Raw genomic sequence first — 23260 nt, forward strand, 5'->3', positions numbered from 1 at the left:
ATGCCATTGATTAAGACTTGCTTCCTGTGAATGCAATCCCTTGAATAAAAGAACGTTGGAAAACGAAGAAAATGATGATCATTGGCAAAATCGCCATCATGGAGCCTGCCATAATGATCGTGTAATTCGTTTTGTGCTCCCCTTCCAGGAAAGCGATCCCTGCGGACAGCACCATTTTATCCGGTGAGGAGTTGACGATAAGCGGCCACATCAGATCATTCCATGACCACAACATGGTAAAAATAGCCAACGCAATCATCCCGGATTTTGCAAGCGGCATCATGATTTGCCAATAAATTCGGAATTGATTGCAGCCATCCAACTTCGCGGCTTCTTCCAATTCGTTAGGCAGCGTCATAAAAAATTGGCGCAGCAAAAAGGTCCCGAAAGCACTGAATAGACCAGGTACAATTAGCGCTGTCAAAGAGTTCAACCAGCCGAGATCCTTCATAATCATATATTGCGGAATGAGAAATACTTGCCCAGGAACCATAAGCACCGACAACATCAGGATGAAAAAGAAGTGGCGCCCCGGAAAAGCAATCCTTGCAAAAGCATATGCCGCTAACGAACAGATAATCAACTGGCCGATTACTTTAACCAAAGTTGTTATGAATGTATTCCAATAGAAAGTAAAAAACGGCAAGTTTACAAAAACCTTCGCATAATTGCTCCATTGAAAAGCTTTTGGCAGCAAAACGGGAGGAATAGCCGTTGATTCTCCTAATGTTTTTACCGATGTAAGAAACATCCAGATAAATGGCGTAACCATGATAATTGCACCCAATATGAGGATAAGATGGATTCCGCCGATTCGAAGCGATTTCTGATTGACTGGTTTCGTATTCATACACTCGCCCCTCTCATTCGTAGTGAACCCATTTCTTTTGAATTTTCATCTGAATATACGTAATGATCATAATAATGACGAACAGCATGACGGCAATGGAAGAGGCGTACCCCTTGGCATTTTTGAGAAACCCGTATTTGTAGTATAAAAATACAATCGACTGCGTAGATTCCATAACAATTTCGCCAACCATCATATAAATGTAATCAAATACCTGGAACGCACCAATGAGAGACGTTACCATGACGAAAAATATCGTCGGCGTTAAAAGAGGCATCGTAATTCGCGTGAATTTCGTAAAAGAACCTGCCCCATCGATCGATGCGGCTTCGTAATAGGACTCCGAAATGCCCTGAAGGCCGGATAAAAAGATAATCATGTGCGAGCCAATGGAACTCCAGATGGCTACGATAATGATAGATAATAATGCCGTGCGATTGTCCGTCAGCCAGTGCGGCCCTGTAATGGACAATTTGCTGAGTACATAGTTAATGAGTCCAAAGTCGGAATTGTACAACCACTTCCACACCATCGCAACCGCTGCAGGCATTGTGACGACCGGAAGAAAATATAGGGTTCTATATACCGATAACCCCTTTACCTTTTGATTCAGCAGAACAGCTAAGATAATGGATAAAACAATGCCGACCGGGACAGCCGTTATAATGTAAATCCCCGTATTTCGAAAGGCATACAGCAAATCTTTATCTGTAAAAAGCTGCTTATAGTTCGCCAAACCTGACCATGTATACTTGCCGAAAGAACCCCAATCTGTGAATGAAAAATAAAACGTTTGAAACACAGGCCAAATGTAGAAAACGAGCAAACCGAGCATTAAAGGTGTGATCATGATGTACGCCCACATCCAATCGGACCGGCGTTTCGAGCTGATTCGCATGAGTACTCACGCTCCCATGAGTGTAGTAAGGAGGGAGATTCGCCACTTGCAAGCGAACCTCCGCACCGAAAGCTTATTTTTCTGCAGCTAGCGCTTGATTCATTTTGGCGCCGAGCTCTTTGGCTGCGTCAGCTACCGGTTTATCTCCTGTCCATGCATTTTTCAAAATCTCAGTTTCATAAGTTGTCCATACGGATGTATTCTTGGAAACCGGATAAGGGGAAGCATACTCCGTCATATCGATGAACGCTTTGGCGTGGTATTGCGGAAATGCCGCTAACCAAGCTGTTTCAGAGCCTTTGAATGCCGGAATCGCTCCGCCTTGCTTAGCGGCAACTTCTGCCGCCTCTTTCGAACCAAGGAATTTCACAAATTCCCATGCTTCTTTCGGATGCTTGGAATTCGCGGAGATGACATTACCTAAGCCGTGAATGACAACGCCTTGTTTTTTCCCTTTTGGCAGTGGCGCCACATCGGCATTATTTTTCATTTCGGCATTCTGATTAATCGTGAAAGCTGCCCATGAACCGTCGAAATACATTGCCAGCTTGCCGGAAGTAAACAAATCCGAAGGCGCTGTTTCTGTCATTTGCGCCAATGTAGGCGATACTTTATGAACTTGAATGAGATCCGTCAAGAATTTCAAACCTTCAATCGCTTCCGGCTGATCATAACCCGACTTCTTGTGATCGTCGGAAATAATCGTGCCTCCGGCTTGAAGAATCGTGTTGTAGTAATCCTCTTGATTCATCATTGGAGCTGCGAAGCCGTAGATGCCTTTGCCAGGATCGGTTAGCTTTTTAGCAGCTTCCGTTAACTTATTCCAATCCCAAGTTGCGTCTGGATATGCGACGCCTTTTTCATCGAACAGTTTCTTGTTGTACCAAAGACCAATCGTGTCATAATCCTTGGGAATCCCGTAGTTTTTACCGCCAAGGCTGTATAGGGAAACGAGAGATGCCGGATAATTTTTGAGATCCAACTGGTCCTTTTTGATGTTTTCGGACAAGTCCAACAACATTTTATTCTCCGCGTACTTAATGAAATTCGGACCATTCATCCATAGCACGTCAGGCATCGTTCCGCCTTGTGCCGCTGTTTCCAATTTGGTGAAATATTGCTTATACGGTGTATTCTCTGCTTTAATTTCAATGTTCGGATGACTGGCTTGAAAGGCTTTGATAACCTCCGTCATCGTATCCAGACCCCAACCGCCATAGGTAATGGTTACTTTCTCACCGCTGGCGGCTGCTGTTGCTTTTGCATCATTTGCAGGCGCACCGGATGAGACGGGATTAGAGGAAGAGGAATTACCGCAAGCACTTGCAACAACCATTGAAGACATCAACATAGTTACGCAGACGATTTTTTTTGTATTCTTTACCATTTCGCAATCACCCTTTTTTAATTTTTGTGAAAGAATCATGACCTTGCTAAAAATGGAACCCGTAAAAGCTGATTTCACCTCCTTGACGTAGTAAAAATAGTTTGGCGCCAAACTCAGGATAACGTTATCCTGAGTAATAAAAAAAATTAGTTTCTGGCAAATGTGGACGATTCTCTAACAATGATTTTATGTGGCAGCAACACTTTCGATAGCGCCAGCTGCTCTCCTTTTAACATATCCAGCAAGGTTGCAGCTGCTGTCAAACCGATTTCCACTTTCGGCACATGCACTGAAGATAACGGTGGCGTCGTGTATTGCGCGAAATCAATATTATCCATCGAGATGAAAGCCATATCCTCCGGAATTCGCAGCTGACTTTCGATCACAGCACGCATCGCCGGAATCGCCAACTGATCGCTTGCTGAGAAGATTGCCGTAGGGCGCTCCACGTCGGTCCGTTTCAATTGCTCTTTCACGTATTCGTAACTACGGTCAATTTCCCAACGGGTGTCTATCACCCAGTCTTTATGTAAGGGAATGCCGGCGTCATACATCGCGAATTTGTAGCCTTGGAACCTCTCTTCACTGTTGAGCTCTCCCGTATGTCCTGGTCCGCCGATAAATCCGATGGAACGGTGGCCCTGCGCAATGAGGTGATCGACAGCGGATTTGGCTGCATGGATACGATCATAATCCACCATCGTAATCTCAGTCCCAATCGTACAAATGCCAATCAAAGCAAGATCCTCTACCTTTTGCAAATAGTCCAGAATCGCCGGCCCGACTTCGCCAACGATAATAATGCCGTCCACTTGAATATCGTGGATGCAGCGGTGAAGCAAAGCATCGTCCGCGAGCTCGTCCGAGGTATGAATAAAGGCTAATGAATAGCCTGACTCCAAAATCTTTTTCGTAAAAGCCGTAATAATCGGCGAATAGTATGGATGATCGTCATTAAGTCGTGCCGCTTGAATAATGCAGCCGATTTGTTTGGTCTGTCTCTTCTCGGTCTTCTGCTTATTCACAAGATGGCGTGCTGACTCGTTCGGTGTGTAATCGAGCTGGCGAACGGCCTCCCAAACTTTGGCCCTCGTCTCCGGATTAATATGCCTGCTTGTATCATTTCTAACCACTCGCGAGGCTGTTGAAATGGAGACGCCCACTAAATCAGCGATATCCTTAAGTGTAGGCATAGTGACAGCTCCTTTTTATCCAAAACCGTGATCCAAATTCTTGCCCAAACGTTTTCCTGAGCATGTTTACATATTAATGTATCCCCTTACATTGTGTCAATATAGTTACGATGAGAATTCTTATTTTTGTTTTTGCGCACAACTCTGACATGCTTGGTTGGGATTGGCCTTTACGGAAAAACCTTTTGCCATAGTTTGTATAGACAAAAAATTAACATGCCGTTGCATAGAATTAATAATAAATTTGCAAGCAGTCCCAACATAAACAGCGTTTTCCGCTTCTTCATTTCGGATGGATGGAGATAAGGTTTCAAAAAATTTAATTCTTTGAAATCCAATAAACTCTGTAATACGCCAAAAATAGAAACAAACGTCCAAACCACGAGGAAAATTGCAAATAAAAATGCGCAATAGTAGAGGATCGCATATTGTCTAAATAACCAAATAAGATAGCAAGTAGAAATTGACAAAAGTAAGACAGCCCAGCCGATTGCCCCAACGATCACAGGTTTTTTAAAAAGCATTTTGCTTTCTGTGCTCATCGTTTCACCGTACCGAATGAAATCTTCATGTTAGGAGCGTAGGTTAATACGGAGTCCTCGCTGAATATTTTTGAAAATAAGTACTCCGCCTCGTATTGGTTCTGCGATTCACTTTCTGTCAGCCCTCGGTTCATCAAATTGCGTATAAACTTGCTTTCTTCCCCTGGAAAACCGCCAATCCCTTCCTCTCTCAAGGAGTTGTACAGCTGTTGTCTCTTTTGTGGCTCCGCATTCGGATCTAGAAAATTAACTTTATCGCTTACTCTGCACTGCACGTTTGTTAAGCCTAATTCGCTTAGAAATTCGGGTATTTTTATCCCGATATTTCCGTCTTTTCCGTTACTTTTGGTATCCTGCTCAAATAGTTTTTGTAGAATTCCCAAGCGGATCACTTGGCTTTGATTGTAACCTTGCAAACTGTAGTTAGACATGTTGGCAATCCAATGCGGCTCGAAGCAGATGACCATCCCTTCATCCTTCACGCAATTGATCATCTTATCGAGTAACTTCTTCGCATCTGACAGATGCAATAATAACGCATGGCAGACGGCCAGATCATATTTTCTGTCGATCGCTAACGTTTCAACATCTGCTACGATAAAATTTGTTGTAAAAGGCTGCCTTGCAAAGATTTCCCTTGCTGTGTTAATTAGCTCTGTTCCTCTGTCAATCCCCGTATATGTGGACCCCTCGGGCAAAAGCGGTAACAGCTTCAGCCCCAAATATCCGTACCCACAACCATAGTCAACAATATTCACTTGCTGTGTGATCTTCCAAACTGACTTCACTAGAAACTCCAAATAGTCATCGTTGTAGTATAAATCTCTAGTATTTCTTAAATATTCAATTTTGTTATCCCATTCATAATCGGACATTTAGGACTCCTTTGCTTTTATTTGTCGCTTGCATGGCAATCCACTTACATTAATTCCCTATGCCCCAACATATCCCTGCATGTTATGGGAACTACAGTCCGCTATTTTCCAGAAAAGATACATCTCCCAACAGGCCAGGGGAACTACGATCCCCTATTTCGCCGATTTCTTCCGAAAATCGTGACTCTGAGGCCAAATAAGAGCCTGTAGTTCCCACTCACCAATGGAAAAGCTGATTCTCCTTCAAATAGTGGACCACAGTTCCCTCTAAAAACTCCATAGCGGAATTCTCGCTAGGTTTCAAGAAATTTGTCGTGTGCTACTGAGGTGGAAATTGGCTGTATCGTGCATTTAAGTGGCTGGAAGGTGGAAGGCCGGTGAAGTAGCTAGGTTAAAACCCTGACGGGGCTGTACCGTCAGGGTTTATGTCGCACCCGCAACAAAAAAGACAGTCTCTTCAGACTGTCTCCGCTTCCTCAAAACTGATGGCCGCAAGATGAACAAAACTTCGTGTCGGCCACAACGACTTTCCCACAAACGCATTCTTTCTCATTGCGCAGTTCAATGATTTTTTGATCCAATACGGCAATTTCTTGCTTAACCGCGTCGATGCCAAGGCTGAATCTCTCGACAATCTCGCCGGCACGAGCAATATCTCCCGACATATAAGCGGCATACACGGACTCTCCAATGAGATTATAAAATTTCTCTATCTCCTTCTCTTTGGAAGAGACTTGCGCTTTAAGCTTCGTCAGCTCAACGGTTTGCTGAGCTTTCTTCGCGGCATCCGTTGCACCTTGTTTGACTTTGTCAAAAAAAGACATGGGGTACCCCCTCCATTCATCGTTTTCTGCTCATAACGATTCATATGCGCCCCATGCCCAACTCATACGTCAGGTTCACATGTTCCAAGCCGGCAGATTTCAAATATGGTGCAGCATATGTACCTGATCGACAAAAGAGGTAAAGCCTAATCCGGCTAACAGCTCGTTTAACCCTTTATTGGAATATCTGATATTCATCGTTAATCGCGTACAGGAAGAGGTAAGTGGTGCGTATACTTCCCTTAAAGCCGCTTTCAGAATCTCCGTTTCATCCTCGCGTCCTGGACGTGCTTCACATTGATAAAGGACGAACGATGCCAAACTGCCATTCTCCGCATAAACTCGCTTGAAAAGCGCATAACCTACCATTTCCTCCGCAACTGTTACAAATACGCTTTCGCCGCCTTTCATACTAGGCCATTGTGTCTGCCAGGCAGACATCGGCCTATTGAATGGCACCGCGTTAATCTCAACGGGATGTCCCCGACGTAATATATATCTTTCTGGGAAATTTGATTCCAGCAGGTTAACATTAAGCTCGCCCGTATGCTGCAAACAGACAAGATGTTCGGTAATCTCGTAGCCGACCTTCTGGTAAAGTTTAATTGCAGCTTCATTTTGAACTAGCGCTTCAAGCATGGCGGTGTCCACACCCTGCTCTTGATATAATTGCAAATTTCTAAGCATTAAGTGTTTTCCGAATCCCTTACCTCTGTATTCAGGAACAATTCCGGTACCACCGTTCCACGCCACCTTTTTCCCTTCAATGGTGCGAAATCCGTTCATGACAAAACCAATCGGCTCCTCATTTTCAAACAATACCAACGAATGCTCCAAAGAGAGACCTTCATGAACGGTTCTTGCCATGAATTTGCTCATGTCCAGCGAACTGTTTAGATAATATCCTTCGAAGCCTTTATTCCATAACGCTACCATATCTTCGGCGGACATTTCGCTCATTCTTTTGAAAAACATGGCCTACCTCTCCCCCTCAAAAGATTACCCCATGATATAGCGGAACATCATACTCTCCATATCATCAATTGTGCGCTTGTAGTCGGCTTCCTCGCCACTTAACATGTAATGCAGTGCAAGGCCATCCCGAATCGACCAGAACAACCGAGAAGCTGCCGCGCTATCCAAATCCGAGCGAAATTCGCCTGTAAGCTTGCCGCCATCCATGATTTCCTTAATGAACACTAGGGCTTTGTCCGCGTACTCATTCCATCGCTGTGTTAACTGGGGTTGGCGTGCTGCATACAGCATAAATTCCAAATGAAAGGCTATCCATTTGCGAAGTTCTGCCAGCGATTGGCTGCGAAACCGGTTGTACATGTAACGGATTTGATCCGCTGCGCTAGGCATACTCTTGAAGGTTTCTGTAGAGTTCTCCAGCATGGCATTCATTTTATCATCAGCCATCTGAATATACATTTCTTCTTTACTGGCAAAATAGCTGTAAATAGCGCCTTTGCTAATGCCCAAATGCCGAACGATATCATCCATCGTCGTAGCCTGGAAGCCTTTTTCCGTAAAACAGTGGAGCGCTCCCTCAAGAATGACGGCCTTCTTCTCTTCCTTGTAGGCTTGCGTGACTTTCGGTGACATGCTGCTCCTCCGTTTCTATTAAATAACCCAGTCCCCTTTGCGGAATACCGGCTCAACTTCGCCATTCATCTTAATCCCGTCAATGTCCATATCGGCTGATCCCATCATAAAATCTACATGCGTCAAGCTTTCGTTCAAGCCGCGTTTCAGCAGCTCCTCCCCACTCATCGTCACGCCGTCTTTCAAGCAAAACGGGAATCCCCGGCCGATCGCAAAATGGCAGGAGGCGTTCTCATCATACAAGGTATTGTAGAAAATGAGATTCATATCCGAGATCGGCGAGCGATGCGGAACAAGCGCAATCTCCCCCAAATAATGAGATCCTTCATCCATCTCAACAAGTGTGCGCAGCATCTCTTCGCCTTTTTCCGCTGCAAAATCAATGATCCTTCCCTCTTCAAAAGTCAGAGAGAAATTTTCGATCAGAACCCCGTTGTAGCTTAGCGGCTTCGTGCTTCTTACGGTACCATTTACACCGGTACGTAAAGGAGACGTAAACACTTCTTCTGTCGGCATATTTGCGATAAAGCGATCTCCCTGCTGATTATTGCTGCCGGCCGATACCCATAAGTGGTCCTGAGGCAATTCAACCGTAATGTCCGTACCTTCCGCGCGGTAATGAAGCGCCTTATATTGCTTCTCATTCAGCAAATCAGATTTGGTTAGTAATGTGCGGGCATGATTCCTCCATTCCTCGATCGGATCATCTTTCTCAACTCGTGTTGCTTGGAAGATGGCGCTCCAAAGCGCATCAACCCGCTCCTCTTCCGGGAGCAGTGGGAAAACTTTATCCGCCCAAGCTGGTGTTGGCACAGCGACGATCGTCCAGCTGACTTTGTTTGTTAATCTTGCCATCGTTAACCCTTGGGTTGCCGTGCTTGATGTTTTGCTGGCGGTTTGAAGCCGTTGGGGATCAATGCCGTTCATCAGATCCGGGTTATTGGCTGAAACATATAGGAAAGCGGCATTTTGGCTTGCTAGTTCTTCATAACCTTTGGCTTGCCACATTGGGTATTCTAGTAACGCCTCAAATGGCGCCAATTCATATTTCAAGCGTGTAATTTCACTGTCAGCCCATTCCACATAGACAAGCTTTGCCCCTATTTCGTAGGCGCGTTTAACTAATAAGCGTACAAAATCCACCGATACTAGAGGTGCAAAAATGACTAGTGTTTGTCCCGGCTGCACATTAACTCCCAGTTGTATGGCCAAAGACGCATATTTAACTAATTGATCATGGTGTTTAGTCATTGAAATCCTCCTCATCTATTCTCTCTTTAAAATGACTACTCAGTCGTTTTTATTATTATTCCAAATCGTTTTAACTGTCAAGCGCATTTGTTAAAAAATTATGAAGATGATCGAATCGTATGCATCATCTGTTCCCGTGCTTGCCTGGCTTCCGGACAAGGAAATAACGGCCAGACATGAAGTATAGAAGGGTATTCATAATAATTAATAGGAATACCCTGCATGCCAGCGAGTTTACTGAATTTATTCGCATCAGGATATAAGATATCATGCGTTCCGATATACACGCTGATCCTTCCCAAGTCATGGAAATTCCCGTATATGGGACTAACCAAGTAATGCTTCACACTTTCTTCGCCCGCATACCACTTGGCAATATCGTGCAGCGAGGTGATTTTGAGCACATGGCCTCCGCCATGCAAGTAGAAGATATGCTTGTTCCCTGCAGCTGATTCCAAAGGTTGCACGACTTCCCCCGTCTTTTTCCATATGGCATTGACTTGTATGAATCGTAATCCAGCTTTAATGAAACGGCTTTGTATGCTTTCTTTTCCCATCCTGTCCGCCTCCTACGTTGTCTTGCGATCAACTATTCGGGACAATTTTTAAGTGAATATAAACAAAAAAAGAGCTGCCAATGGCGAGCCCCTTAAGTAACTGTTATTCAACTTTTGTCACAATCCGCGCGGAACTGCTGGGAATGATATTTCAAACTCCGTCCCCTTGCCTACTTCGCTGGTAATATGTATTTTCCCCTTCATCGCTCGAATAAGACTGAATGAAACCATTGTACCTAGGCCAGTGCCTTTCTCTTTGGTGGAAAAATACGGCGTACCCAATCGGCTAATTTGTTCCTTCGTCATGCCAATCCCGTTATCACGTATTGTAATCATAATCTTATCGGTCTGCTCTTTTAACCCAATTTCCAAAACACCACCGCTTTTCGACATCGCCTCAATGGCATTTTTCCCAATATTGATCAGCGACTGCCTAAGCTTATTCCGATCCCCTTGAATAAACATTTGTTCATCCTGCAAGGTTACTTCAATTTTGACATCGTTGTAATTGGCAATCGTTACTAACACCTGAGAAACATATTGCACTTCATCCTTCATCAGGATCAGCTCGTCTTTCTCAGGTTCAGGCTTTGCGATGGCTAAATAGTCGCTGATGATGACTTGTGCCCGCTCTAATTCTTCCAGTGAGATTTGCTGATAAAATTGGAGCTTCGACGGGGCTAAATGTGGTACCCCCATGAGTTGAATAAACCCTCTAACGGCAGTGAGCGGATTTCTGATTTCATGGGCAACCGAAGCCGCCATCTCGCTGACAATCCTCATTTTCTCACCATGGACTGCGTCTTCCTGCATATGAATGTACTTCTGTTGAAACTCGATCAGATAAATATAGACGGCGATTACTACACTCTGCAGAAGGTAGGTTTGGGAGGAAGAGAGAAGATTGGCGGTAAAAAGCTCCAGCTTTCCAATACTCGTTAAATAAATGAGAAAACTAACAATTTTAACCGCTACGCAAACAATAACGGCAGAAATCATTTTATGGGCTAGACGCATATGAGGATATCTTTTCAGCAGCAATACGATAAAAATAATGGTTGGAAGAAAGGAAACACAATAGATCAAATTATTTGGATTTCCGAGAAGATAACGGACTACGATAATTGCCGCATACAGAAACATCGACACGTAAATTCCGCCATACAGGGATCCGACAATCAATGGGATAGATCTAAAATCATAGACCAAACCATTCAAATTAACCGGAATGGACATCGCGAACCCAATGGCTACTGTGAAAAAAAAGCAAAGCCACAGCCGGTACTTCATGCTATGACTTTGAAATTTGTACAAATAGGGATAAACAACAAGCGGAGAGAAAATCAAGAAGATATTTAATATAAAGTCTTTAAAAAAATTAATCATAGAAACATCATCTTCTAATAAGGCCCCCGAATGTAGTCTCTCACCCTGTCCTCATAAAAAGTTTGAAGTCGAGCCATTTCTTCCTCGGAAAAAGATGGCGTCTGCGCCGTGCCGAGGTTATCAGCAACTTGGCGTTCGTTTTTGAATCCTGGAATCACGCAGGTAATGTTCGGATTGTCCAATATCCAGCGCATAGAAGCTTGCGCCATGTTGCCGCGACCTTCTGCGATCCATGCCAGTTCCCTTGCCAGCTCCACTCCCTTGGTAAATGGAAGCCCGGCAAACGTCTCGCCAACGTTGAACTGTGCGCCATCCGCATTGAAATTCCGGTGATCATCCGCAGCAAATGTGCTCGATTCTGTGAATTTCCCGGTCAGCAGGCCACTGGCTAACGGAAGTCTGACCAGAATCCCTACCCCCGCAGCTTGTGCTTGCGGAAATAAAGTTTCGGCCGGTTTTTGCCGGAACAGGTTATAAATCACTTGCAGCGCCTTGACTCCTGGCTTACTCAGCGCGAACAAACCTTCTTCCACAGTCTCGACGCTAACGCCGTAATGACGAATTTTGCCTTCCGCTTTGAGCTTGTCCAGCACTTCAAAAACGTGACCATCCTTCAAAATGGCTAGCGGTGGACAGTGAATTTGATAAAGATCGATTCTTTCCCGATTCAATCTTCTCAAGCTAGCTTCACAATACTCTCGAACCGTTTCCTCTGAATACGTTTTTGCATCATAAATATCTCCAGCACGGCAAAACTTTGTTGCTATGTAAATGTCATCTTCTTTTCCTCTAGTTGCTTTGGCCAGCAGTTCTTCCGCATGCCCCGATCCATAAACATCGGCTGTATCAAAAAAGTTAACCCCTGCTTCCATAGCCAAGTGCAAGCCTTTAATGGCTTCATCATCGTTAGACAGTCCCCAGCTCCCACCGATGGCCCATGTGCCGAAGCTAACCTCACTAATGCTAAGTTCCGTATCACCTAGTTGACGGTATTTCATTGCTAATTCCCCCTCCTCGTAATTGCGGCTTTGGTACAAAGTGCAGCATGTCTATATTCTCCATATATCTCCTATTTCCCTCTATTGAAGAATATCACCGAGAAGGCTGAGCGCGCTTATTTCCAGAACCATTTTTCATAAACAAGGTAGCCTAAATAGGAAAGAATCCCTAGGGATATATTGAGCCATCCGGTAAAAAGAGCCCCTTTTTTCTCCCTCTGCAAGTTTGCTTTCTTATACACTCTCACATCGAAAACTAAGACGAGCAGTCCGGAGATCAGCAGCAGCAAAACCGTGTAATTATTAAAGGTAATCATGAGCCGAATCCTTCCTTACTTCGTTTTCGTTCCAATTCGTCTAATCTTAACGTGCATCGAGACATCAACGTTCATCTCTCTATATTTGCTCTCCCACTTTTCCTTGGTTTTTATTTCCTTGTTCCAATAAGCTGGCTGCGTCGCGCGTACAAATTCTCCAAAGCCGAAAATGTCACTGCCATCTTCCTGCGTCTGCTGGATGAATTTCACAAATCCCTTTTCAGCGTCTTTCTTTATTTTCTCTTCCAGCTGGATCAAATTATTTTTCGTCACGAGTACCTTCTCATCCGATTTTTCCGTTAAGTCCCCTTCGACTTGGCATCTAATGGTCGCAAACACTTTCCCATTTTTGATTGTTGTTGTTATTTTCGATTTCCGATGTGTGGTTTTGAAAATAACGTTTGTATGAGAGTTCGGCATTTCCTGAAGAATACTGTAACCACCGGGGTTTAATTGCTTTATGGCCATATAGTGGCCAATTTGCAAAGCTGTTGTGGTGCCCACCATTTTATCATTTTTAAAATAAGCCATTCCGGCAAGTTCAATATTCGATTCCTTTTTTAACTCCAAGTAAGGAACCGTCCCTTCTTGACCTTTAGCCGAACTGGCACTGAAAAAAACACCTAAGAAAATGTTGGGCAGCTTGCCCATTTCTCTGGCATGCTCCAAAGTGGCAAGCAAATATAAGGATGGTACGCGCTCTAATTGCGGAGTAGCATTCATAATGTCTGCCGCGGCTCCTTTGGAAACAACCATCCAGACCGTTCTGCGGACTTGAGGCTGACGGCGAAAGAAGTCATTTTCGTTCTGAATCCCTTTTTTGGCGACCGTTTCCGAGAGAACAATGACTCTTAAATGGCCATAGAACAACCGATCCGCGAGCTGCTGCTGTAAGTTCATTAAACCATCTTCAATGGTGTTTCCTACGCTGGTCAAAACCCATACTGGTTTTTGATCAGCTGGCCCCCCTGTATCGCCTCCTGTCCCGAGTGGAATGCGACCTGGTACAGCAATTTGAACGGTGACACGAATGAGTCCCTTGTTTGAGGATTCCTGATTAAGTAGATGTGTCGCATTGCTGGTTTCTTTCTCATCTCCCGGCTTGGCTTCATCAATACCAATGGCTAATACAACCGCGCGATCTTCGATTTCAAGACGATCCCAGCAGCCTGTAAGCAAAGGGGTCATCAACACGACAACAAGAATCTGTTTAATCAGATTTTGCCACAAGTTGGTCACCCCGACTTTTTTTCTTACGAATCAATGCCACTATATATAAAACAAGTGGATACACCACTGTGATGAATAATCCCCAGCGTCCGACAACTTGAATAATTTCATACATCTGCAGCAAATTTTGAGGAAACATAGCCATTACATATATAAAAGGAACTAGAAAGAAAGTAAACATCTTGTGATCCTTAAGTCGCAAGAGCTGGCTGATAAAATAAATGGCTAAGTAATACGATGACAGTAATGTCGTAAACACCGCCGTAACCCAAACAGCAAGAAAAGCCCCATCCAAACGCTCCAAGATGTTCGCAGGCAGTGAAGTTGTTTTGGCTAATTCCAAGGTTGGCCACACTAATTTTTTAATTTCCTCCGATCCGAAGACGCCAACCGTCGCAATGACGATAAGGACATATAAAGCTCCGGAAATCCCCATCCCGACATAGCCTGCAATCATGGCCTTCTCCGGTCTGCGCATCGCAGGTATGACGATGGTCATAACAAAAGAGCCTTGAAATAAGGCTGCCATCGTGAGGATGCCAGCAGACATGCCGCTTGGTTCATTCCCCCATATGGGAAGCAAATTGACTAAATGCGCGTTCTTCAGCGAGAGTACAACAATTAATAATCCAGGAAATACAATGACCGGGAAATAAAAATGATGGAAATAGGTAAACGTGGTAATATCCGCCCGTGAGGAAACAGCAGCTAGCAGCAGCATGACGATTACCGTCACTTCAAGCGGTGTTTTCATCAATACGGACGTAACAACGACTTCACCGAATTCCCTTGCTGCCAGCGCTGTAATCAGAGCAAAAAAAACAATGATTAATACACTGAATACGCCTGCCGTCCATTTGCCGATTAAAACCTTGCTGTAATCTATAATCGTTTGATCAGGAAATCGCATTCCGAGCTTTGTTAGAAGCCAAAGACCAGCTATTCCAAGCATTAAACCGAGAAAAGTAACAAGCGGTGCCCCGGAATCAGCTGCTCGGACAGCAAAGAGTGAGAGAGCTAGCACCCCCACTCCAATAATCGTGCTAATCAGTATGATCGCGGCTTGAATTACCGTTATCTGGCGAGGATGCTCCATAGGTTACGTTCCTCCTATCTCCAACCTTCAATGGATCTAACGTATTATTTGCTGCTTTGTCACTCATTTCTTTCGTTAATTTGCTTAGACGAGTGTCATTAGGGGTATGTAAAAGCCCAGGTCTTTTGGGCATCGACCATAGGGGCAAGCGTGCCAGCGTATCTTTCATCCCCTGGAAATTTCCAGGCACTATCGGGCTCAAATACGGAACGCCGAATGAACGCAGGGAGAGCATATGGTTCGCGATCAAAATTAATCCGATCATCACGCCATACAGACCGAAAATTCCTGACAAGATGACCAGCGGGAATCGCAGCAATCTAAGAGCTAACGCTGCGTTATAGGCCGGTGTTGCAAATGAACCGATTGTCGTTAACGCAATGATAACAACCGTAATCGGTGAGATAAATCCTGCCGCTACCGCCGCTTGTCCTACAACAAGCACACCAACGATGGATAGAGCTCCGCCAACCTGTTGGGGGAGCCGCAGCGTCGCTTCCCTCAGAACTTCCATGGAGATTTCCATGATTAACACTTCAATGACCGACGGGAATGGCACTCCTGCTCTTCCCCCTGCCACTGCGACGGCGAACTCCGTTGGAATAAGCTCCGGATTAAACGAGATTAGAGCTACATACAACGATGGAAAAATCAGCGAGAATACCAGAGCAACGAGACGAGACAGACGTATGAAACTGACCAAGAGATACCGTTCCGAGTAATCCTCCACCGTTTGGTAAAATTGACTGAAAACTGTTGGCAAAATAAGAGCAAACGGTGATCCGTCTACCAGTAGAATCACCCTGCCTTCCAGCAGGTTGGCGACTGCCTTATCTGGCCGTTCTGTGTTTTGAATTTGAGGAAAAGGCGAGACATGATTATCCTCGATAAATTGCTCCAAATAACCTGCATCAAGAACGCCATCAATATCAATCAACGATAAGCGTCTGAATACCTCTTTAACGAGTTCAGGGTTCACAATGCCATTAATATAACAAAGAGCTACTTTGGATTTCGTAACTCGCCCAATCCGTATGGTTTTTATCCGCAAATCCGGTGTCGGGAGCCGATAGCGGAGAAGTGCCAAGTTCGTCCCCAATATTTCGATAAAACCTTCCCGGGCTCCCCTGATCACCTGCTCTGTCTCCGGCTGCGAGATCGAACGCTTATCAACTTGGCGGGTGCTGAAAACAAAACCATCCGCCAGCCCATCAACCAGGATGACAGTTTTCCCTTCTACAATGGCTTGGATGATCTCATCCAGCTCGGTTTCCGTTCTGCCTTCACACGAGTATAGGGTATCGTTCAACAGATAATCTCTCATTGAACGGTTATCATCCTTCGGATATCCCATCGCGGTCGTATGCATCAAGGGCTTTAATATATGATCATTTAAAAGTTGTTTATCAATTAAATCAGCGAAATATAAAGCAGCTGCCGGATGCTCGTCACATATGCAAAAACGGCGCATGATAAAATCGTCATTGTCGCCAAGTATACCCTGAACGAAGTCCAAGGAGTCATCGAGTTTATGGCTAATGGTAGCTTCAGCATATTTCTCCAAAGTCTGATGTGCGGGTGTTTCGACATGTAAAATCTTTGAAGACTGTTGACTTTGGGATCCCGGTCTTGTTCGACGCCTATACCATTGCCAAATCGTCATCCGAATACGCCCCCTGTACATCTCATTAGATGATTGCAGCTTTCTTCGCCCCATTGATTTCCTTCCATGTATTTTTATCCAAAATCGGGATTCTATGCATGAAAAAAACTGCCCCCTCAAGTCTTACAAGACCGTAGGAAGCAGTTCTATAGGAATAATTGTTTATTTATAAGGGTCAATCGTTTGGATAGTTCCATCCGCGTTATACGTTAATTCCGTGTATTTGACGCAGCGTTTATGGTTAACGCCATCTGATAGGGAGCAGTCATGATAAAATAAGTACCATTTATCTTGGAATTGAACAATGGAATGATGGGTTGTCCACCCGATTACCGGCGTAAGGATCGTACCCTTAAACACATACGGCCCTTGAGGATGTTCGCTCATTGCATAAACAAGACAATGTGTAGTCCCCGTTGAATAGGACAGATAGTAATATCCATTGTATTTATGAACCCATGGACCTTCGAAATATCGTCTGTCCTCATCTCCTGCTAGGATTGGATTGCCTTCTTCGTCCACAATCTTGATTTCTTGCGGCTCGTTCGTGAACGTGAGCATATCCTCACTTAGAACAGCCACTCTCGGCCCCAAGGCTGGTTCATTCTCTGCCGGCCCCTTAGCATCAGGAAGGAATGTTCCTGTCTGCCATTTCTCCAGCTGACCACCCCATAGTCCGCCAAAATAAATATAAGCTTTGTTATCCTCGTCGATGAACACGGCAGGATCAATACTGTAGCTGCCTGGGATATAATTCTCCTGAGCCGTAAAAGGACCTGCAGGCGTTGAGCTTGTCGCGACGCCAAGTCTGAAAATATCCTCTTTGTCCCGAGCCGGGAAAAAGAGATAATACGTATTGTTCTTATACGCTGCGTCTGGTGCCCATAATTGCTGCTTCGCCCAAGGAATATCTCTTAGGTGCAAAGCCTCGCCATGGTCGACACAAGGTGAATTAAAGTCGTCCATGGAGAGAATATGATAATCTTCCATCGCATATTGATCGCCATTATCATTAGAAGGTCCATCGTGGTCTAGGTCATGGGAAGGATAAATATAAATTTTGCCGTCAAATACGTGGGCAGATGGATCAGCCGTGTAAATATGCGTAACTAAAGGTTCCTTAGGCTGTGCAGGCTTGTTCATGTCCATTTTCTCCTTGTTAAACTTAGTTTGTTTAATGTATAAACTTACATACTTCATTATAACCAAGTTCGCCTAACAATCAAGAAAATTATGCATCTGGGCATGAAATGATTGAAAAAGTGCTTACTGGGTGCGTTTTTCTGCTGCAATCAAAAGGAAAATGGGACGTCGGGCTTCATCTTTCATCTCCGGATACTTGTCCAATGCTTCTTGCGTTGGTTGAGGCTCGGAGAGCTTAGTTATGCTGAATCCAGCATCGATCAACGCATTCATATACGTGGCAACCGTTCGATGATACTTCACGACGTCCGTTTCCAGAAATCTAGCCTGTCTTAGTCCTTCATCCTGATAATTGTCGACTGGCCAATGCAGGCGTTCGCCTTGAGGACCATAATACCAATCTTGTTCAGCACGTGAAGTGAACATCGGATGCTCGACGGAGAGGATGAAGCGCCCCCCTTCTGTGAGGCAATGATGAACCTTATGACAGAGGTCATCGAAATGTTCCACATAATGAATGGCAAGTGATGAAATCACCACATCAAATTGGCCTGCCGGAAAGTCGATGTCTTCAATCGCAAGTCGGCGATAGGTGATGGCTTCATCCTCCGTTAGTTCTTGCGCACGCTCCAGCATTTTCTCGGAAAGATCCACGCCTACAACGAAGCGAGCTCCTTCCTGGCGTGCATATCGGCAATGCCAGCCATATCCGCAGCCAAGATCAAGCACGGCTTTGCCAGAAAGCTCCGGCAGCATCGCGCGAAGTGCAGGCCACTCCCCTGCCGCGTCCAATCCACCTGTCGAGCGTGCCATTTGGCTGTATTTTTCAAAAAAGCTGTGATCATCATATTTGTTTTGTTTCATAATTTTCTACTAGCTCCCGTCGGCTTCATATTTTTCTCGTACACTACTAGCCTAATATATAAAAACCAATCATATCAAGTATGTTTGGTTTTCGGTCTACACTTTATTTATCTGACCCAATTTTGGCCAAGCAACTGGACTTCCTACAGCTAATTCCGCGAGAGTTACCAGATTTCGTGCAGCTACTGATGATTTAGATGGAGCTACTAACTCTATTTCATTTTCTGCCGCAAAGTCGCGAAAATTAACGCTAGAAATTCCTGTTGTTACCGCTGCGAGGCACCATAGCAAATCCAAAGCAGCAACTTGTCAGCCAGTGGCTTAATCATATGTAAAAAGCCCGACAGGTCTATGTCCCGTCGGGCTGCATACTGTAAATCTTAATGGAATTGCTTAATCAGACGTTTAGCTGTCCCGTTAGGGGTATTAATAACTTCGTACATGTTGACGACGACACCCGAATCTACTTGCTCGTTTTTAAGTCCAGTGACAACAATTTTTTGCTTGCCGCTCGTCAGTTTGCCTGTACCGACCAATGCGGACGTTTGAGTGCCTACGATGCGCCCAAGCGAATCCACCATGTCGAATTCAATGGTCGAGAAGTTCGAGTCTATGATGACTTGATCCTCATGCGTGATATCAAGATCAAGGTTTAGTTGATAAGAGTAAGAACCTCCGCTGTACAGCCAACTAATTGACTCATCATTCACTTTCAATGAGAACGGATAGAGATCAATTGTGTCGCCCTCATCCTCTTTCTGTAGAGCAACCTGATACGTTCCGAGTGATACTTTGCCTTCGGACACTGATTTATCATCATAGATGTTCAGCGCAAAGGCTTCATCGTCCGCTGTTTTGCGATTCGGAAGCAGATAGGAATAGCTAACCACATAAGAGCTGCCCGGCGTAAGTTGCGTGGTGACAGAGCTTTGGCGTGTGCCGGTGTACGAATTGCCACTGCTATCCAACAGCTCATTTTGAAGCTCAGGCAAGGCAATCGTGTTTGAGCCGTTATTTGTGATTTTGTATTTGGCGATGGCGGTTTTGTAGCCAAGATCATCGTTTTCGTGAGCATGAAGCTCAACAAGTGAAACATCCACATTTTTATTCACGATGGAATTATCCGTTAAAGTCAGCTTATTGCCAATCAAGTAGCTTGCAGCTGTTGTAAAGCCGTTTTTGGCTTCGCTCGCACCTTTCAGCAGGAACACCGCTACAGGCATCTGTCCTGTAGTTCCGCTACCCGTAGAAACTGTTGCCGATTCGGACGTCTCGTTCGTTCCAGCTGTTGTTGACGCTGTGTCTCCGCTTGCACTGTTCGTGCTAGTCGTGTTGTTCGTATTACCCGCACTACCCGTACTGCCTCCATTACCTGCGCCCGTCGTGCCCGATGTCTTCTCCCAGAGGACAAGCTGAGCCGCGTTCGGATCCGTGCCGGACGGCAAAATCGCATTAAAATAAAAGGTTGTTGTTTCTTTCGGAGCCAAAAATGCGGAGCGAGCCGTATTATCCGCTGCAGACAAAGCCGTGCCGGAATCTCCAACTTGGTAAGTCGCAATGAAGGATGGAATTGCCGCAGACGCTTCGCCGTTATTACTTAACGTAACAACCGTTTGCACATGAACGCCGTCAGCTTGCGTCGAGTACTGGGACGAACTCGCTTGGACTGTCATCTGCTCTCCGTCTTGCTGTCCGCTGTACTTCTGTTTCGTATTTAGCGCTGTTGTTTGGAGGGATGCATTCAGGCTCATGTTCCCCAGCGTCACATCTTCGGTTTGATTCAAGTAATAAAATTCCAACGATGCACCAGACATCGCCATCTGTTTTGAGATAGGTGTTTTTAACGTTAAGGTATCCGATTCACTTGGAAGGAACGTTGTACTTGATCCATTTGCATAGGTCGAAGCGTATTTCAGGCCATTGGCATCTACTAATCTGAACTGAAGAGCTGCAGGCAGTTTAACGCTGCTGGAACCGAGATTTTTCGCGGATACCTGCGTATACAGATACCATTTTCCATTCTCCGAAACGCGAACGCTCTGCCCTAGTTGGAAAGCGAGTGAAGCATCATTGGCTAATGTGCTGTCGAGTGTCCGAAGATTAATAATCTCTTCCGGCACGGTCACCTGACCTTCTCCAAGCGCAGAACTTACAGGCAGTTGCCCCAGATGTTTCATGAAATCTGCCTGCCCTGCATCCCAACGGAACACATCGATCTTCAGCTGATCTGCGGATTCGCCTTCCGCCAAATTGGCGTAGAAACGAAAGCTCGTATCCTGCCCGGGAAGAACGCTGGCGCTTTTCTTTTCACTCAATTTAGCTGTAAAACTATGCCCAGACGTATCGGTGACGCGCACGCCATATTGATTGAAGTCGATTGCATTCTGGTCCCCATTATGTAAGGAAACCGCGAACTGTAACGATGAGGACGAGAGCGCAGCTTGGCTGATTGTAAAATAAGAGGCAGAAGTAATATAAACGGCTTCCCCTGCTGCTTGAGCCATACCTGTGGGTAAAGAGGCAGCGGTTAGGCTGCCGGTCAATAACAAGGCTAAGGTCGTATGTTTCAAAGAAAGTGTTGTCAATTTGCGAATCATGATGGTTACCTCCCGTAGCTTAGAATAGTCAATAAATCACTCAGCAATCATGAATTAATCGTAACGAAGAGCATCAATTGGCTTTAATTTGGACGCTTTATTGGCCGGGTACAATCCGAAAATGACACCGACTAATGCTGAGAATAAGAATGCGTATAGGCCTACATTAATGGAAAGACTTGTTTCCTGACTCGGATTAATATAGGGCCAAGCGAGCGATAACGCTACCCCAACAACAAGGCCAATGAATCCACCCATTCCGCTGATTAACGTAGCTTCCACCAGGAACTGCAAGAGAATATTTCGACGTTTGGCCCCGATGGATTTACGAATCCCAATCTCTCGCGTTCGTTCACTAACGGTTACAAGCATGATATTCATAATTCCTATACCGCCAACCAGCAAGGATATCGCAGCTACAGCAACTAATTGATTCGTTAGCGTGCTTGACGCCGTTTGTTTGGCGCTGATCAATTCGGATGAGTTGAAAATGTTATAACCTGACGTACTCTTGAATTTGCTCGCTAAATATCTCTCAAGAACAGCCTGCACCTTGCTGACCTCGTCCCCGCTTGCTGCTTCTACATACGCAGAGCGAATGGATCCTAATTTAAAATCTCTGCTCATTGTTGGCAGCGGCACAATAACCGCACTGTCTAGCGACGTTCCGCTTGTATTAGAACCTTTGCTTTTCAAAACACCGATAATCGTATACATGTAGCCATTGACATTGATCTCCTCATTCAAAGGATCATCCTTGCCAAAAAATTTCGTCGCCACTTCGCTTCCTATGACCGCCACGTGATTGCGATAATCCAAATCCGCTTCGGCTAGGAAACGCCCGCTGCCCATTTCACCTTTTTGCATGCTCAGATAACGATCGTTCGTCCCTATCACGTTGTACGTTTCCGTCGTGCGGTCATACTTGATATTCGTGCTGTTTCTGGTCATGGTCGGTGCAATCCCGCTAATGCCCGATGTTCCTTCAAGCTCCATGATCTCTTCATACTTCAATTGGGTTGCGCGGCCATTACCAAGCAGATTCACCGTAAGCAGGTTCGTTCCTAGTCCCTCATATTGCTTCTCAATCGATTTGGACGTTCCCTGACCGATAGATACCAGAGTAATTACGGAGCTAACCCCAATAATAACGCCAAGCATCGTCAGAACCGTCCTGAGCGGATTGGAACGAACCGTGGCCATCGCCATTTGAAAAAGCTCCCAAGGTCTCATCTCGTCACCGCCTCTTCCACTTTCGGAATCGGCATCGGCTGATTGCGAACATCCTTGATGATTTCGCCGTCTCGAAGCGTTACAACACGTTTGGCATGATCGGCAATATGATTGTCATGCGTAATCAGTACAATCGTGTTGCCCTGCTGATTGAGCTCCTGAATTAACTCCAGCACTTCAATCCCTGTTTTGGAGTCCAAGGCTCCGGTCGGTTCGTCAGCCAATATTAACGATGGTGAAATGGCCAGCGCTCTGGCAATCGCCACCCTTTGCTGCTGTCCCCCTGAAAGCTCACTCGGCTTGTGATGTCCGCGCTGGCCCATCCCCAGCTTTTCCAGCATTCGTTGGGCTTGCTCTCGGCGTTGTTTGGCAGGAATACCTGCATAAATCATCGGCAATTCCACATTTTCGATAGCGGATAGCCGGGGCAGCAAATTGAACTGTTGAAAAATAAAGCCGATTTTCCGATTTCTGAGTTCGGCCAAGCCGTTGTCGGACATTTTTACCGTAGAAACGCCATCCAGCGAGTATGTGCCTGAAGTCGGTATATCCAGCAATCCGATCGTATTCATGAGTGTGGATTTCCCAGATCCGCTGGGACCGATAATAGCAACGAAATCACTTTTGGCAATGTGCAGGGTAATTCCCTTGAGAATTTGCAATTCTTCTTCCCCGCGTGCGTAGCTTTTGGTGACTCCCGTTAATTCAATGATATTCATACGACTGGCTCCTTTCCTCGAAGCTGCCC

The 23260-nt window shown here is 45.2% G+C and carries 21 protein-coding genes; all 21 read right to left on the bottom strand.

Features of this window, described 5'->3' with window-relative positions; translation table 11 throughout:
- Positions 1–10: 10 nt before the first annotated feature.
- The 21 genes from PCH02S_RS21495 to PCH02S_RS21595 all read right to left on the bottom strand — a co-directional run bounded on the left by PCH02S_RS21495 (position 11) and on the right by PCH02S_RS21595 (position 23231).
- Entirely contained in the window at positions 11–850 is an 840-nt protein-coding gene (locus PCH02S_RS21495; RefSeq protein ID WP_127456007.1) for a carbohydrate ABC transporter permease, read from the bottom strand.
- 13 nt (positions 851–863) lie between these two features.
- A complete protein-coding gene (locus tag PCH02S_RS21500; RefSeq protein ID WP_127456008.1) occupies positions 864–1748 on the bottom strand; it encodes a carbohydrate ABC transporter permease in 885 nt (294 codons plus the stop codon).
- 73 nt (positions 1749–1821) lie between these two features.
- On the bottom strand, positions 1822–3135 hold the full coding sequence (locus PCH02S_RS21505; protein ID WP_164819667.1) for an ABC transporter substrate-binding protein: 1314 nt from the start codon (positions 3133–3135) through the stop codon (positions 1822–1824).
- Between the two features lie 146 nt (positions 3136–3281).
- Positions 3282–4328 carry a LacI family DNA-binding transcriptional regulator gene (locus tag PCH02S_RS21510; protein ID WP_127456010.1) on the bottom strand — a complete coding sequence of 349 codons (1047 nt, stop codon included), beginning with the start codon at positions 4326–4328 and terminating at the stop codon, positions 3282–3284.
- A gap of 538 nt (positions 4329–4866) precedes the next feature.
- Entirely contained in the window at positions 4867–5745 is an 879-nt protein-coding gene (locus PCH02S_RS21515) for a methyltransferase domain-containing protein (RefSeq protein ID WP_127456011.1), read from the bottom strand.
- 476 nt (positions 5746–6221) lie between these two features.
- Positions 6222–6569, bottom strand: a complete 348-nt coding sequence (locus PCH02S_RS21520; RefSeq protein WP_127456012.1) for a hypothetical protein — start codon at positions 6567–6569, stop codon at positions 6222–6224.
- 99 nt (positions 6570–6668) lie between these two features.
- Entirely contained in the window at positions 6669–7544 is an 876-nt protein-coding gene (locus tag PCH02S_RS21525) for a GNAT family N-acetyltransferase (RefSeq protein WP_127456013.1), read from the bottom strand.
- Positions 7545–7568: 24 nt separating this feature from the next.
- Complete coding sequence (locus PCH02S_RS21530) at positions 7569–8177, bottom strand: TetR/AcrR family transcriptional regulator (protein WP_127456014.1); 609 nt, start codon at positions 8175–8177, stop codon at positions 7569–7571.
- Between the two features lie 18 nt (positions 8178–8195).
- Entirely contained in the window at positions 8196–9428 is a 1233-nt protein-coding gene (locus tag PCH02S_RS21535; RefSeq protein WP_127456015.1) for an aminopeptidase, read from the bottom strand.
- A gap of 98 nt (positions 9429–9526) precedes the next feature.
- Positions 9527–9985 carry an alpha/beta hydrolase fold domain-containing protein gene (locus tag PCH02S_RS21540; RefSeq protein WP_127456016.1) on the bottom strand — a complete coding sequence of 153 codons (459 nt, stop codon included), beginning with the start codon at positions 9983–9985 and terminating at the stop codon, positions 9527–9529.
- 117 nt (positions 9986–10102) lie between these two features.
- Positions 10103–11371 (bottom strand): sensor histidine kinase, encoded by a 1269-nt coding sequence (locus PCH02S_RS21545; protein WP_127456017.1) that lies wholly within the window; start codon positions 11369–11371, stop codon positions 10103–10105.
- A 14-nt stretch (positions 11372–11385) separates the two neighbouring features.
- The gene (locus PCH02S_RS21550; protein WP_127456018.1) at positions 11386–12369 is read right to left on the bottom strand and encodes an aldo/keto reductase; all 984 of its coding nucleotides are present in this window, start codon (positions 12367–12369) and stop codon (positions 11386–11388) included.
- A 116-nt stretch (positions 12370–12485) separates the two neighbouring features.
- Positions 12486–12686 carry a CLC_0170 family protein gene (locus PCH02S_RS21555; RefSeq protein WP_127456019.1) on the bottom strand — a complete coding sequence of 67 codons (201 nt, stop codon included), beginning with the start codon at positions 12684–12686 and terminating at the stop codon, positions 12486–12488.
- Positions 12687–12701: 15 nt separating this feature from the next.
- Positions 12702–13916, bottom strand: coding sequence for a Ger(x)C family spore germination protein (locus PCH02S_RS21560; RefSeq protein WP_127456020.1), 1215 nt, complete (start codon positions 13914–13916; stop codon positions 12702–12704).
- Positions 13897–15012 carry a GerAB/ArcD/ProY family transporter gene (locus PCH02S_RS21565; protein WP_127456021.1) on the bottom strand — a complete coding sequence of 372 codons (1116 nt, stop codon included), beginning with the start codon at positions 15010–15012 and terminating at the stop codon, positions 13897–13899. Before PCH02S_RS21565 ends, PCH02S_RS21560 begins: the two co-directional genes overlap by 20 nt.
- Positions 14960–16675: a spore germination protein gene (locus PCH02S_RS21570; protein WP_127456022.1), complete on the bottom strand. Its 1716-nt coding sequence runs from the start codon at positions 16673–16675 to the stop codon at positions 14960–14962. Before PCH02S_RS21570 ends, PCH02S_RS21565 begins: the two co-directional genes overlap by 53 nt.
- A 162-nt stretch (positions 16676–16837) precedes the next feature.
- The gene (locus PCH02S_RS21575; RefSeq protein ID WP_127456023.1) at positions 16838–17818 is read right to left on the bottom strand and encodes a glycoside hydrolase family 43 protein; all 981 of its coding nucleotides are present in this window, start codon (positions 17816–17818) and stop codon (positions 16838–16840) included.
- Positions 17819–17941: 123 nt separating this feature from the next.
- Complete coding sequence (locus tag PCH02S_RS21580) at positions 17942–18682, bottom strand: class I SAM-dependent methyltransferase (protein WP_127456024.1); 741 nt, start codon at positions 18680–18682, stop codon at positions 17942–17944.
- Between the two features lie 380 nt (positions 18683–19062).
- Positions 19063–21279, bottom strand: a complete 2217-nt coding sequence (locus tag PCH02S_RS21585; protein ID WP_127456025.1) for a hypothetical protein — start codon at positions 21277–21279, stop codon at positions 19063–19065.
- 54 nt (positions 21280–21333) lie between these two features.
- Entirely contained in the window at positions 21334–22512 is a 1179-nt protein-coding gene (locus PCH02S_RS21590; protein ID WP_127456026.1) for an ABC transporter permease, read from the bottom strand.
- Entirely contained in the window at positions 22509–23231 is a 723-nt protein-coding gene (locus PCH02S_RS21595; RefSeq protein WP_127456027.1) for an ABC transporter ATP-binding protein, read from the bottom strand. Before PCH02S_RS21595 ends, PCH02S_RS21590 begins: the two co-directional genes overlap by 4 nt.
- Between the last annotated feature and the right edge of the window lie 29 nt (positions 23232–23260).

The sequence above is a fragment of the Paenibacillus chondroitinus NBRC 15376 genome (assembly GCF_004000765.1).
Lineage (GTDB): Bacteria > Bacillota > Bacilli > Paenibacillales > NBRC-103111 > Paenibacillus_E > Paenibacillus_E chondroitinus.

Excerpts from the sequence above, each read along its gene's own strand:
- PCH02S_RS21565 (WP_127456021.1), bottom strand. The coding sequence starts at position 15,012 with ATGGAGCATCCTCGCCAGATAACGGTAATTCAAGCCGCGATCATACTG.
- PCH02S_RS21500 (WP_127456008.1), bottom strand. The coding sequence starts at position 1,748 with ATGCGAATCAGCTCGAAACGCCGGTCCGATTGGATGTGGGCGTACATC.
- PCH02S_RS21535 (WP_127456015.1), bottom strand. The coding sequence starts at position 9,428 with ATGACTAAACACCATGATCAATTAGTTAAATATGCGTCTTTGGCCATA.
- PCH02S_RS21555 (WP_127456019.1), bottom strand. The coding sequence starts at position 12,686 with ATGATTACCTTTAATAATTACACGGTTTTGCTGCTGCTGATCTCCGGA.
- PCH02S_RS21580 (WP_127456024.1), bottom strand. The coding sequence starts at position 18,682 with ATGAAACAAAACAAATATGATGATCACAGCTTTTTTGAAAAATACAGC.
- PCH02S_RS21505 (WP_164819667.1), bottom strand. The coding sequence starts at position 3,135 with ATGGTAAAGAATACAAAAAAAATCGTCTGCGTAACTATGTTGATGTCT.
- PCH02S_RS21545 (WP_127456017.1), bottom strand. The coding sequence starts at position 11,371 with ATGATTAATTTTTTTAAAGACTTTATATTAAATATCTTCTTGATTTTC.
- PCH02S_RS21515 (WP_127456011.1), bottom strand. The coding sequence starts at position 5,745 with ATGTCCGATTATGAATGGGATAACAAAATTGAATATTTAAGAAATACT.
- PCH02S_RS21595 (WP_127456027.1), bottom strand. The coding sequence starts at position 23,231 with ATGAATATCATTGAATTAACGGGAGTCACCAAAAGCTACGCACGCGGG.
- PCH02S_RS21570 (WP_127456022.1), bottom strand. The coding sequence starts at position 16,675 with ATGACGATTTGGCAATGGTATAGGCGTCGAACAAGACCGGGATCCCAA.
- PCH02S_RS21540 (WP_127456016.1), bottom strand. The coding sequence starts at position 9,985 with ATGGGAAAAGAAAGCATACAAAGCCGTTTCATTAAAGCTGGATTACGA.
- PCH02S_RS21530 (WP_127456014.1), bottom strand. The coding sequence starts at position 8,177 with ATGTCACCGAAAGTCACGCAAGCCTACAAGGAAGAGAAGAAGGCCGTC.
- PCH02S_RS21510 (WP_127456010.1), bottom strand. The coding sequence starts at position 4,328 with ATGCCTACACTTAAGGATATCGCTGATTTAGTGGGCGTCTCCATTTCA.
- PCH02S_RS21495 (WP_127456007.1), bottom strand. The coding sequence starts at position 850 with ATGAATACGAAACCAGTCAATCAGAAATCGCTTCGAATCGGCGGAATC.
- PCH02S_RS21550 (WP_127456018.1), bottom strand. The coding sequence starts at position 12,369 with ATGAAATACCGTCAACTAGGTGATACGGAACTTAGCATTAGTGAGGTT.
- PCH02S_RS21525 (WP_127456013.1), bottom strand. The coding sequence starts at position 7,544 with ATGTTTTTCAAAAGAATGAGCGAAATGTCCGCCGAAGATATGGTAGCG.
- PCH02S_RS21575 (WP_127456023.1), bottom strand. The coding sequence starts at position 17,818 with ATGAACAAGCCTGCACAGCCTAAGGAACCTTTAGTTACGCATATTTAC.
- PCH02S_RS21520 (WP_127456012.1), bottom strand. The coding sequence starts at position 6,569 with ATGTCTTTTTTTGACAAAGTCAAACAAGGTGCAACGGATGCCGCGAAG.
- PCH02S_RS21590 (WP_127456026.1), bottom strand. The coding sequence starts at position 22,512 with ATGAGACCTTGGGAGCTTTTTCAAATGGCGATGGCCACGGTTCGTTCC.
- PCH02S_RS21585 (WP_127456025.1), bottom strand. The coding sequence starts at position 21,279 with ATGATTCGCAAATTGACAACACTTTCTTTGAAACATACGACCTTAGCC.